This is a genomic window from Paraburkholderia sp. SG-MS1, assembly GCF_012275575.1.
In the GTDB taxonomy this organism is placed as follows: domain Bacteria; phylum Pseudomonadota; class Gammaproteobacteria; order Burkholderiales; family Burkholderiaceae; genus Paraburkholderia.
Map to the genome: position 1 here is coordinate 73134 of NZ_NPIH01000203.1, position 12867 is coordinate 86000.

8 protein-coding genes are annotated in these 12867 nt (G+C 63.5%); 4 read left to right on the forward strand and 4 right to left on the reverse strand.

The features are described from left to right. The first annotated feature begins 13 nt into the window (after window positions 1-13). Entirely contained in the window at window positions 14-1666 is a 1653-nt protein-coding gene (locus tag CIC12_RS16130) for a P-loop NTPase fold protein (RefSeq protein WP_168665099.1), read from the forward strand. A 732-nt stretch (window positions 1667-2398) separates the two neighbouring features. Then, the gene (locus tag CIC12_RS16135; RefSeq protein ID WP_168665101.1) at window positions 2399-2800 is read left to right on the forward strand and encodes a hypothetical protein; all 402 of its coding nucleotides are present in this window, start codon (window positions 2399-2401) and stop codon (window positions 2798-2800) included. 148 nt (window positions 2801-2948) lie between these two features. Here the strand turns inward: CIC12_RS16135 and CIC12_RS16140 are convergent, their stop codons facing one another. The 3 genes from CIC12_RS16140 to hemC are packed head-to-tail and all read right to left on the reverse strand — an operon-like array spanning window position 2949 to window position 7167. Continuing rightward, entirely contained in the window at window positions 2949-4139 is a 1191-nt protein-coding gene (locus CIC12_RS16140) for a heme biosynthesis protein HemY (RefSeq protein ID WP_168665102.1), read from the reverse strand. Between the two features lie 2 nt (window positions 4140-4141). Continuing rightward, window positions 4142-6160, reverse strand: a complete 2019-nt coding sequence (hemDX, locus tag CIC12_RS16145) for a fused uroporphyrinogen-III synthase HemD/membrane protein HemX (protein WP_168665104.1) — start codon at window positions 6158-6160, stop codon at window positions 4142-4144. Further along, window positions 6160-7167, reverse strand: coding sequence for a hydroxymethylbilane synthase (gene hemC, locus CIC12_RS16150; protein WP_168665106.1), 1008 nt, complete (start codon window positions 7165-7167; stop codon window positions 6160-6162). Before hemC ends, hemDX begins: the two co-directional genes overlap by 1 nt. Before the next feature lie 450 nt (window positions 7168-7617). Between hemC and ppc the strand changes: the two genes are divergently transcribed. Further along, entirely contained in the window at window positions 7618-10824 is a 3207-nt protein-coding gene (gene ppc / locus CIC12_RS16155) for a phosphoenolpyruvate carboxylase (protein ID WP_168665108.1), read from the forward strand. A 126-nt stretch (window positions 10825-10950) separates the two neighbouring features. Here the strand turns inward: ppc and CIC12_RS16160 are convergent, their stop codons facing one another. Further along, complete coding sequence (locus tag CIC12_RS16160) at window positions 10951-11703, reverse strand: class I SAM-dependent methyltransferase (RefSeq protein ID WP_168665110.1); 753 nt, start codon at window positions 11701-11703, stop codon at window positions 10951-10953. A gap of 169 nt (window positions 11704-11872) precedes the next feature. Here CIC12_RS16160 and CIC12_RS16165 point away from each other — a divergent pair, with 169 nt between their 5' ends. After that, window positions 11873-12685 (forward strand): helix-turn-helix transcriptional regulator, encoded by an 813-nt coding sequence (locus tag CIC12_RS16165; protein ID WP_168665111.1) that lies wholly within the window; start codon window positions 11873-11875, stop codon window positions 12683-12685. Window positions 12686-12867 lie beyond the last annotated feature (182 nt).

Consider the following 12867-nt stretch of genomic DNA (forward strand, 5'->3'; position numbering starts at 1 on the left):
CATGATCCGGGGCGTGATCGACAACGTTATATCCGACTTTTTAGACACCCAGAATTCTGAGGTTTTGGCGATTAGCGGGAAATGGGGTGTTGGCAAGACCTATGCCCTTCAGTCAATGATTGATTCTTATGCGGGCACCGGTTCGCTTGGTTGGTACTCGTATGTCTCCGCGTTTGGCGCGAAATCGATCGGCGAACTGCGATCCATGATTCTGGTCAAGACGAGACGTTTTCCCGTTCAACATGACAAGCTGGAAAAGGCCGTCGAGAACGCCGAGACGTTCTTTGCAAAGGGACGCGGGCTGGCAATCTGGAAGGCCTTAACGGCGTCGGCGGACAAAATCCCCATTGTCGGCAAGCAGGTCACAGTTTTGTTGGAGACCGTTGCAACTTCGCTTATCAGCAAAACTATCGTGTGTATCGATGATATCGAACGGCTTGGCTCGGGCATTGAGATGGACGACCTTTTGGGCCTTGTGTCGGAACTAAAGGTCGAATCGCAGTGCAAGATCATTTTGCTCTTTAATGAAGAACAGTTAGGCGAGCGCGCAAAGCAATACCAACGGGCTAGCGAAAAGGTGATAGACAAGAAGCTGGAGTTTGTGACGACCGCTGCGGAAGCTATTGAAATCGGCCTTCCCGCTGACACGCCAATGCGTGAGTACGTCGTTCCCTGCATCGAAAAGCTTGATATCAACAATATCCGCACCATTCAAAAAATCGCTCACGGACTCACTATTGTTCATGGACTTATCCCTGACTGCTCCGAAGACGTCAAGAGGCAAGGGGCGGTCGCCGTCGCCGTTTTTGCAGGGGCTTTATATGAATCGGGCCGGGGCTTTCCTAAACCTGAACATATTATTAGCTATAACTGGTTCTCCGCCGCGATGCGCGAGGAAAGTGAGGCAATCGATGACGCGTGGCGAGAAAAGCTGCACGCCTGTGGGTTCTTGCACAGTGACGAATTCGATACGGAAGTGCTGTCCATACTCAAGAATGGCTATGCGCACGGCTCCGAGCTAGTGAAGCACGCTCAAGCTTTGGACGAAGTCGTAGGCAGAGGGCAGTTAGACGCGGTCTTTACAGCCGCGTGGAACACTTTCCACGACCGGATCGACGGATCAGCCGAACAGCTGGTGCAGCAGTTCGTCGATGCCGTTGAAATTGCGGCAACTGTCATAACTCCGCTCAATTTAAACAGCACGGTAACGCTGCTCCGTGAACTGGATTTCAGCGCGGAGGCCGACGCCTTGATCGAGAGATACGTACAGCTTAATGCGGGCCGCACCGGTCTCTTTAGGATCGACGATTCGCCGTGGAGCAAAGATATAAATGACGAGACGCTCAGGAAACGTTTTGCGGAGATTGTGACGGAAGACGAAGGGCCGCTTGAGTTGGCTGCGGCGGCGACGATCCTTCTCGAGGAAGGACATTGGGACGACCGGTTGCAAGCCGCGCTGTTGAAGGCTTCGCCCAACGACTTTGTGACTTTGTTCAAAGAATATCAGGGTGACAGTCTCCGGCCGTTGCTTGATCAACTCTACCGGGCCGCGCACAGGAGGGGAGAGGAAACAGAACCGATTGCAGGTGTGGTCAGCGCCGCGCTGGATCAGATTTCGACAGAATCGAAACTCAATGAGATTCGTATCCGTCGCATGCGCCGCTAGTCGAAGATGTGAAAGAGCCCGCGACCTTGCGGGCTCTCTGTATAGGCCGGGCTTGCCAGAATCGCCTCGCTAGCGCTGGGTCATGCAACTGTGGGCGCGTACGTGCGATGACTTGAATGCAGCTCAACAGATCCTGCGAGCATGCCAGCATCGGAATCAGATGTGAGCTATGTCCGCTGGGATCGACAATGCCAGACGGGGGAAGGGACTCGCGAGAGGATTTTGAACGACCGCTATCGGCAGGCTCGAAGGTCTGTTGAGGGTCGACTTCAGTCCTCCACGTTGTCCGATCCGGGTGCCCCAGGGCCGTCATCAGATGGAGCGCCACACGTAACAAAGGCTAGTCAGCCTTCTACGAAATTGCGGTGGGAATAGGCAAAGCACCGATCAATCACCCTCGCCCCTACTCGCTCTTATCCAATTGGCCAATCCCAACATTTAGGCGCAAGACTAAATCCAAGATGGCCGGCCGCCCTTATAATTACCAAGTCGCAGGGAAACACCCAGCGATCAGGTTTGACAGCCTGCCTACTAAACCCGCACGCCTGCTCAGTCAGGCCGTGCGTCTACCCCTGCACGTCCATCTTCTATGGGCGGGTCGTGGTGGGAGAGCCGCAAGGCTCGCTGGTTTGGTTTAGTGCCAGTCTGTCAATCCCGCCACGTGCCCGCTCACCCCCTTCCCAAAAGAAGCAAGTGTCCGGGCTCCCAGCAAGTCAACAGGGAGATCGCACCATGCCCAAGTCCATCAAAAATCAACCGGCTTCGCGTCCGCCAGTCGACGCACTCCAGTACGAAAAGCTTGCCCTATCCGCGTTCGATTTATGCGACCGGCAGGTGGGTCAACTGGACACCTTGATCACACTCGCGTCCTCGATAGTTAGAAATCCTGCCATTACGCGCGACGAAAGAAAGCGCCGCCAAACGCTACTCGAACTACTGCTGGACACAACCGAGCAATATCAGCAGGAACTCGAATGCGACCGCGAGTTGTTCCAGGTGATTGCTCTCGACGCGAAGGGCATCCCGCGCAGCCGCCTCACCGCGCAGCATGCGACGAACTTGCTGGCTGAAGCATCGCAGAGAGCAAAAGCGACCTCGACCGCAACGCAGCAACCGTCCACCGCCCCGCACTAAGCGATCAAATCAGGCACCCCACAACAGGCAACGCCAGCACAAAAACAATGGCCGCAGCAAAAGCTGCGGCCATCGAGTAGCGATTGGAGAGGCTTAAGGCGGTGCGCCAGAAATCAGGAACGCACGCACCGCTACCACCACCAAACCCTCAAACAATATTCATAGCCAACGCACTCTCCCGATAATGCTGACTAGCCTTATCGCTATCCCCAAGCTGCTCATGCAACCTTGCCAACGCCCGATGCGAACGAATCCGCAACGTCTCGTTATCCGCCAGCTTCAAAGCCCGCTCAAGAAACGACTGCGCCTTCCCCCACAACTGCTGATGCAGGCACAACCGCCCCAACGCAAACATCAAATCCGCATCTTCCGGCCGATCCTTCTGCCACCCCTCCGCCTTCTGAATCAGCGGCAACGCATCCCCCCCCGCCGTATCCGGATAACGCCGCAACAACCGCGCGTCCCAATTCTGCGCGAGCGCTTCCTCGACGATCTTGCGCGCTTCCTGCGGTCGGTTCAGCGCCACCAGCAATTCGGCGGCGAGGTCCGCGAGACGCGGCGAGTGACGCTCGGTCGCCGACAGCGAATTCCACAACTCCAGCAACGCGTCCGCGTTATGACGACGGTCGCGCAACAGGTTCTCCGCCGCCAGTTGACGCAGACGCACCGCCACCGCCGGATGAATCGCCTCGCGCTTTTCCAGCGTCTTGACGAGCTTGAGCACTTCGCCCCAGTTCTTCAATTGCTGCTGCGCGCGCAACATGATCTGCTGCGCGTGAATGCGCCGGCCGCCCTGCGACTGCATTTCGGTCAGCGCGGTCAACGCACCGTCCGCGTCGCGGCCGTCGGCGCGCATGTCGGCGGTGGCCATCAGGCGCGCGTCCTGCCAGTCGGCCTCGTCGATCTTCGCGAGCCATTCGTCGCGCCGCGCATATTCATGCATCCGATGCGCGGCAGTGGCCGCGATCAAACCGGCTGCGCCCTTGTTGTCGCCGTTCGCGAGCGCATCCTTCGCGGCTTTTTCGGCGCGGGAAAAACGTCCCGCATAAAGGTTGCCAATTGCGTCACGCAGCGCGGCGTGCGCCTTCGCGACACGCGCGCGCGCACGGTACGCGGCCACGCGCTGCGGCATGCGCCAGATATTGCGGATGATGCGCAACAGCGCATACAGCAGGATGAACAGCACCACCAGCCCGACCACGAACAGATTCAACGAAATGTCCACGCGGTACGGCGGATAGATCAGCAGCACCTGCCCGGTGTCGAAGCGCCCCGCCACCGCCAGCACCACCGCGATGGCGAACAGAAACGCCAGCCATAGAAGTCCCCGGATCGCCATGATTAACCTCGGCTCCGGTATTGATTGACGGCCTGCAGGCTCGTGTCCAAATTCGGCAGCGCAACCGCCGCCGAACCGGCATCCACCTGCTTGACCAGATCGAGCACGGTCTGCGTCTGTTTCGACGAGTTGTCGAAGTAGCGCGTGAGCGCGTTTTGCGCCGCCTGCAGATCGGACTTCAGCGTGGTCTGGTTGCGCGAGAGCAGCGCGAGTCGCGCGGACAGCAAACGCAGCTTCACGTTCTGACGCACGAAGTAGCCTTGATCGGGCGCGGTCAGCATCGCGTCGGCGTTATCGATGCGGCGCACGTGCACGAGGCTCGTCAACTGGTCGCCGATACCAGCGGTCACTTCCTTCAACCACACTTCCCAGCGCGGCTTGCCGGTGGCCGCGGCGACCTTCTCGGTGTCGGCCCACGTGGCCGCGCGCGGCGTCGCGTGCGGGATCGGCGCTTCGCCGGAAAGCGGCAGGTCGTCGATGTGGTCGATCGCGTTGTCGAGCTTGATCGCGAGACCGGTGAGGTCGGTGGAAGGCGCGGCCTTCAGCTTGTCGATGTCCAGCGCAATGGCCTTGCGCACGGCCACCGCCTGCGTGCTGTCCGATGCGGCGAGGCGCGTGTCCGCGCTTTGCAGCGCGAACAGCGCGAGCTGCGTGTTGCCGGTGAGCTGCAACTGCTGGCTCGCGGCCGACAGCATCTGTGCGACTTCGGCGAGCGTCCAGTCGTCGCGATTGCGCGCGAGGTCCGTGTACTGCTGTTGCAGCGCCTGCTGCGCGGCTTGCGTATCGGCGAGCTTGCCAGTCACCTGCGCGACCTGCGCATCCGCCTGATGCACGGTCGCGAGCGCCTGCTCGATCTTGATGCGCAGTTCGTTCGCCTGGGTGTCGTTGGCTTGCTGGCGCTGCGCGAGCTGCTGCTCGGTGCGCTCCAGCTTGCGGTTCAGCGCAAAGCCGGCCACGCCCACCGCGCAAGCGATGATCACCACCACGAACCACAAGAGCGGCAAGCTCGCGTTGCGGCGCTTTTGCGCTTCGTACGGCGTGAAGGGTTGATTCGGCGGCAACGGGGTGCTCGCGGCCGGCTGGGGAGAAGCGTTCTTGGATTCGTTCGTTTCAGTCATGCGTGATTTAGCCGGTGATTGAGCCGGGTTGGACGGTACCGGTTGAACTACGGCCGGATCGGCGGCAAGCAGCGCGCGGACAATGCGCTCGTCGCCCGCACCGGACACCGTAATCCTATCAAAACCCAATGCCCGCGCGGTTTGCGAGATACGGGGATGTGGCGTGACGAGCGGCGCGCGTTTGAGTTGCACGATTTCGTCGGCGGTCAGGTGCTCCTGCGCGAGTTCGTGCAGATTGCGCACGCCTTCGGAACTGGTGAGCAGCCACGCATGCGGCGCGCCGGCGAGCAACGCGTGCACGCGCGCCCAGCCGCCGATCGACGGCTCCGGCACGATGCGCCGGTAGGCGGCCACCGCTTCGACTTCGGCGCCCGCTTCGCGCAGGCGGTCGGCGAGCCATTCACGGCCGCCGTCGCCGCGCACGATCAAGACGCGCTTGCCTTCGAGACTCGTTGCGCCGAGCGATGTCTCGATCGCGGCATAGAGACCTTCGGAATCGAAGCTCGCCGATTCGTCGTCGTTGGGGGAGGCGGGGCTGATCACCTGATGCGCCGGGGCCGCGACGCCGTGGCGTGCCAGTGCCTGCACGCTGCCCGGCCCGACCACGCCGACCGGCAACGCATGCGGCCAGATGCCGTCGCGGCGCGCGAACGCGTGATCGACGGCGTTCGGCGACACGAACACGACTAGCGCATAGCGTTCGAGCGAGGCGAGCGCCGCGCGCAAGGGGGCATCGTCTGCCACAGGTGCGATGTCGATCAGCGCGAATTCGAGCGAGACGACACCGGCAGCGTCGAGCTGTTTGATCAACTCGCTCGACTGACCGGCCGGTCGCGTAATCACGACCGTGAACGCCGCCTTGTCGGCGGAGGAACTAGTGTTGCCTGGGATGTCGGCTGCCATCACACGCCGGTCGCCGCGCTGTCGTCGCGTGAGGCGGCGGCGGGGCCGCTGGCGGTGCTGAGCGCGCGCACGATGTCCATCGCGCCTTGCTGTTCAAGCTCGCTCGCCACTTCCTGGCCGAGCGCAAGCGCGCGTTCAACGGTGGGCGCGGGCGCCGAGGCCTGCGCACTCAACACACGCTGACCATCCGGCGTAGCGACGATGCCGCGCAGATGCAGCGCGCCGTCATGCCAGCTCGCGTACGCGGCGAGCGGCACTTCGCAACTGCCGCCAAGCGCGCGCGACACCATGCGCTCCGCTTCGACGGCCGCCGCCGTGTGTTCGTGATGCAACGGCGCGAGCCACGCCGCGAGGTCCGCGCGACCGGCACGAATCTCGATGCCGAGCGCGCCCTGCCCCGCTGCGGGCAAGCTGTCTTCAGGATCGAGCAGCGCACGGATGCGATCGCCGAGACCCAGGCGCTTCAAACCGGCCGCAGCAAGAATGATCGCCGCGTAATTGCCGCGATCGAGTTTCGACAGACGCGTATCCAGGTTGCCGCGCAACGGCCGCACTTCGAGATGCGGATAACGCATGCGCAGCATCGCCTCGCGCCGCAGGCTGGAGGTGCCGACCACGGCACCAGCGGGCAACGCGGCCAGCGAGTCGTATTCGTTGGATACCAGCGCGTCGCGCGGGTCTTCGCGCTCCATGATCGTGGACAGCGCAAAGCCCTCGGGCAACTCCATCGGCACGTCTTTGAGCGAGTGCACCGCGAGATCGGCGCGGCCATCGGCCAATGCGGCTTCGAGTTCCTTGACGAACAAACCCTTACCACCGACTTTCGACAAGGTGCGATCGAGAATTTGATCGCCACGTGTCGTCATTCCGAGGATTTTTACGTCGCAAGATGGATATAATTTGTGCAGCGCACATCGCACATGCTCCGCTTGCCACATGGCCAGGCGGCTTTCTCTCGACGCAATCACAAGCGTGTGGGGTGGCGTGGAAAACGTCTCGGTGTTCATTAGCTTGCGGATCGAATGACGGGATGTAATAACAATCAATGTTAGCACGCGCCCTGGTGTCTTCCTTGCCTCTCAAGACACAGCGGAGCGCCGTGCCGGCGCGGTATCGATGGAGGAGACGGGCTTCGCGCGGCGCGCGCCTGCCCCATTCCCGCTTATGTTCACGCACGGTCGTTCGCGCACCGTGCCCCGGCATGCGGGATGATGCAATGCGGCGTAACCCGCGTCGCCTGCAGGCGTACATGTCTTCGCGCGTGGCGCGTGGCGTGGGGTGTACTCAGCGAGTGCACCTCGCGTGGTTCGTGCGGTCCGTGCGAATGCGCCTCCCCCTCTCCGGCGTAGTGCCATCGGTCCTGACCGTTTCGTGCAGTTCACGTTGCAGTTCCAAGTGCAGTTCCGCAGTAGCAGTTCATCACTTAACAGACCCTGGCTTCCCTGAGGAAACCCATCGTGACGTCTTCCGGATCGGCGCGCCCTGCCCGCCGCAACACTGCATCGCCCAACGCACGCGCGGCCGACGCCGCTGCGCCCACGAATTCCGCCGCCACCGCTGCCGAGATCGGCGACGCAGCCCAAGCCGCATCGACAGCCGGCCACCGCGCCGGCAAAACCGCGTTGGCCGCCAAAGCCACCAAGGCCGCGAAGACCTCCACCCCGGTCACGGCGAACAAAGCGCTGAAGACCGTCAAGGCGAATAAAGCAGACAAAGCGGACAAGCCGCCCAAGGCCGCCGCGTCCGCGAAAGTCAAAGCGGTGGCGACCAGCGCCGTCGCGGAACCCGCGAGCGCGCCCGCATTGCAAGCCGTGTCGGCCGACACCCCAATAGCCGCGCCGAAAAGCAATGGCCGCACGCGTGAGAACAAGGACCATCCGCTGTTCCAGGACATTCGCTATCTGGGCCGCCTGCTCGGCGACGTGCTGCGCGAGCAGGAAGGCGACGAGGTGTTCGACGTCGTCGAAACGATCCGTCAGACCGCCGTGCGTTTTCGTCGCGAGGACGACAGCGCCGCCGCGCAGACGCTCGAGAAGAAGCTGCGCTCACTGAGCCCGGAGCAAACCGTTAGCGTGGTGCGTGCGTTCAGCTACTTCTCGCATCTCGCGAACATCGCAGAAGACCGTCACCGTAACCGGCGTCACCGGATTCACGCGCTGGCCGGCTCGACCTCGCAGCCGGGCACGATCGCCCATGCGCTCGAACGCCTGGTCGAAGCGGGCGCGGCCGCCACGCCCGTGCTGCAGCAGTTCTTCAACGACGCGCTGATCGTGCCTGTGCTGACCGCTCACCCGACCGAAGTCCAGCGCAAGAGCATTCTCGACGCGCAGCACGACGTCGCGCGTCTGCTCGCCGAGCGCGACCAGCAGTTGACCAACCGTGAACGCGCACACAACGAAGCAATGCTGCGCGCGCGCGTCACGTCCCTCTGGCAAACGCGGATGCTGCGCGACTCGCGTCTGACCGTCGCCGATGAAATCGAAAACGCGCTGTCGTATTACCGCGCGACCTTCCTCGAAGAAATCCCGGCGCTCTACGCCGACATCGAAGAGTCGCTCAAGGAGCACGGTCTCGAAGCGCGACTGCCGCCGTTCTTCCAGATGGGCAGCTGGATCGGCGGCGACCGCGACGGCAATCCGAACGTCACCGCCGAGACCCTCGAAAACGCGATCACGCGCCAGGCCGCGGTGATCTTCGAGCACTACATGGAGCAGGTGCACAAGCTCGGCGCGGAGTTGTCGGTGTCGAACCTGCTGGCCGGCGCGAGCGATGCGCTCAAGGAACTCGCGGCCACCTCGCCCGACCAGTCGCCGCATCGCACCGACGAGCCGTACCGGCGCGCGCTGATCGGCATGTACACGCGGCTCGCGGCGAGCGCGCGCGTGCGTCTGGGCGAAGGCAGCGTGCCGGTGCGCAGCGCGGGCCGCGGCGCGGCGCCCATCCGCGCGAAGCCCTATGACGACTCGTCTGAATTCGTGCGCGACCTGCACGTGCTGATCGATTCGCTCGCCGAGCATCATGGCGCGCCGCTCGCCGCACCGCGTCTGTCGCCGCTCGCACGCGCCGCCGAAGTGTTCGGCTTCCATCTCGCGAGCATCGACTTGCGGCAAAGCTCGGACATCCACGAAGCGGTGATCGCGGAACTGCTCAGGCGCGCGGGCGTCGAGGACGACTACGCGGCGCTCTCCGAAGAAGACAAGCTCGAGGTGCTGCTCGCCGAACTCGCGCAGCCGCGTCCGCTGCGTCTGCCGTACGCCGACTACTCGGACCTCGTGAAGAGCGAACTCGGCGTGCTCGAAGAAGCGCGCGTCACGCGTGAGAAGTTCGGTGCGCGCGCGGTGCGCAACTACATCATTTCGCACACGGAAACTGTCAGCGATCTGGTCGAAGTGATGCTGCTGCAAAAGGAAACCGGTTTGCTGCGCGGGCGTCTGGGCGACGCGAAGGATCCGGCTCACGCGGGCCTGATGGTGATCCCGCTGTTCGAAACGATCCCCGACTTGCGCAATGCGCCGCACATCATGCGCGATCTGATCGCGCTGCCGGGCGTCGATGCGCTGATCGAACATCAGGGCAACGAGCAGGAAGTGATGCTCGGCTACTCGGACAGCAACAAGGACGGCGGCTTCCTCACGTCGAACTGGGAGCTGTATCGCGCGGAACTCGCGCTGGTGTCGCTGTTCAACGAACGCGGCGTGACGCTGCGTCTGTTCCATGGACGCGGTGGCACCGTCGGCCGTGGCGGCGGCCCGACCTATCAGGCCATTCTGTCGCAGCCGCCGGGCACCGTCGATGGGCAGATCCGCTTGACCGAGCAGGGCGAAGTGATCGCGAGCAAGTTTGGCAATCCGGACATCGGCCGGCGCAACCTGGAAACGGTGGTGGCCGCGACGCTCGAAGCATCGTTGCTGCCGCACGGCAATGCGCCTGAGCAACTGCCCGCGTTCGAGGAAACGATGCAGCAGTTGTCCGACGCGGCGATGGCCTCGTATCGCGCGCTGGTCTACGAAACGCCCGGTTTCAAGGAGTATTTCTTCGAGTCGACGCCAATCGCGGAGATCGCCGAACTGAACATCGGCAGCCGGCCCGCTTCACGCAAATTGCAGGACCCTAAGCAACGCAAGATCGAAGATCTGCGCGCGATTCCCTGGGGCTTCTCGTGGGGGCAATGCCGTTTGCTGCTCACCGGCTGGTACGGCTTCGGCAGCGCGGTGGCCGCGCATCTCGACAGCGCGCCGAGCGATGCTGAACGCGCACGCCGTCTCGCGCTCCTGAAGAAAATGCACAAGACGTGGCCGTTCTTTTCGAACCTGCTGTCGAACATGGACATGGTGCTCGCCAAGACCGACCTCGCGGTTGCGTCGCGCTATGCAGCGCTCGTGTCGGACAAGAAGCTGCGCAAGCACGTGTTCGAGCGGATCGTCGCGGAGTGGGAGCGCACCTCGAAGGTGTTGTCGGAAATCACCGGCAAGAGCGAGCGGCTCGCGGAAAATCCGCTGCTCGCGCGGTCGATCAAGAACCGCTTCCCGTATCTCGATCCGTTGAATCACTTGCAGGTGGAACTGCTCAAGCGGCATCGCGGGGGCGATACCAATGCGCGCGTGCGGCGCGGGATTCATCTGAGCATCAACGGGATTGCAGCGGGGTTGCGCAATACGGGTTGAGTCCGCGCACTGCCGTGCAAGCGGCGTGCGCAGATTGGGCGCCGCGTAGCGTCGAGGTGGTTCGCTGCGGCGGGATATCAGTTTGTCGGCATCCCGCCGTTTTCGTTTTTTCGTTTGCGGCGGCGCTTACTGCGCGGCGATCATCAAAGCGTCGAGCTTGAAAGAGTGATCCGCCTGCACGTCGAAATACTGCCGCACTTCATCGGGCGCACCGTCCCACAGCGAGTGGATCGCCACCACGCGCGGTTCCGGCGTGCGCATGCGCGCAACCCACGAAGCGAACTCGATATCGATGCGCCAGCGCTCGCGAATCGCCGCCTTGAACCCCGCCGCTTCGAACAACGCAACCCATTCGTCGGCGCGGTAATCGCGGATATGCGAGCCGTCGCGCAGCAACTCGATCGCCTGGATATGCGTGTCGAGCAACGGATGATCGATCCCGGCAATATCGACGAACAACACCTGGCCGCCCGGCTTCAGCACGCGCCGCACTTCGGCGAGGGCGGCCGGCACATCGTGCCAGTGATGCGCGCTCATGCGGCTGATCGCCCAGTCGAATGAATGATCGTCGAACGGCAGCGTTTCGGCCGCGCCCTGCTGCGTGCGGATGTTGGCAAGGCCGCGCTCCTTCGCCGCACCGTCGACCGTCGCGAGCATTTGCGGCGCGATGTCGTAGGCGACCACGTCCTTCGCATGGGGCGCGACCGCGAAACTCGCGTGCCCCGCGCCACAGCCCATGTCGAGCACCGTCGCGCCCGGCGTGGCGGCAATCGACTCGGCCAGCATCCGCAGATCGGCGCCGGTTGCATGGGTTTGACTCGTCAAATACGCGGCGGCGGTCGAGCCAAAGGCGTCGGCGACCTGATCGTGATGCTTCATGGGGAGGCTCCAGTTGTGGATTGGGGACAGCGCCGCAACAGCGCTGGGAGGCATTTCGCGGTTCCAGCCGCTACAATAGGGCCCGCCGTGTACCGGTACAAGTTAAGCGATTATTCTGGTATCCGCATTACCCCCCGAAAACAACGCCCCACACGCACAGCCGATCAGCATGACCACGCCGTCTTCCGCCAACCACCCGCCGCCGCTCGACGCCACCCCGGCCCGCGCGCTCGGCGACTTCATCCGCGCTCATCGCGAGCGGCTTTCGCCGCAAGCGGTCGGCCTGCCGCCCGGCCCGCGCCGCCGCACGCCCGGCTTGCGGCGCGAGGAAGTCGCGCAGCTATGCGGCGTGAGCCCGACCTGGTACACATGGATCGAGCAAGGCCGGCCAGTGTCCGCATCCGCCGACGCGCTCGCGCGCATCGCGGTTGCGCTGCAACTGTCACGCGCGGAGCGGGCTTATCTGTTCGAGCTGGCCGCGCAGCGCGACCCCGCCGAGCCCGACCCGGCCGCCGCCGACGCGCCCGCCACCTTGCTGGAGACGGTGCAACTCGTGAACGCGCCGGCCTACGTGCTCGACCGGCAGTGGAATGCGCTCGCGTGGAACGAGCGCGCGGCCGATCTGTTCGTCGGCTGGCTGGACGGCGCGCACGATCGCAATCTGCTGCGCTACACGTTCACCGAGCCGGCCGCGCGTGAATTGATCGTCGATTGGGAAACGCGGGCGCGGCGGCTCGCTGCCGAATTCCGCGCCGACTCGATCCGCCATCTGAGCGACGCGCCCACGCGTGCGCTGATCGACTCGCTGAGCGCGGCGAGCGACGCGTTTACGCGCTTCTGGGCGTCGCAGGACGTGGGCGGCCGCGAGGGTGGACGGCGCGAGTTCAACCATCCGCGTGATGGACGCCTCGTCTATGACCAGATCACCTTCAAGCCCGCGCATCGCGAGGATCTGAAGCTGGTGGTGCTGGTGCGCGAATAGGCGCGTGCCCGGCGGCGCCTCGCGCGCTCGAAGCGCTGCCAGCCGGACGCCCCGACCACGCGCAGGTCCGCAGCGTCTGTCAGCCCCACCGCCAGTGTTAAAATCCCTGTCTTTCCTCGCTTCGGCGGCACCTTTGCACCGTACGTGACGTGCATGGCGCGCCGACAGCCTGTTCACCGCTC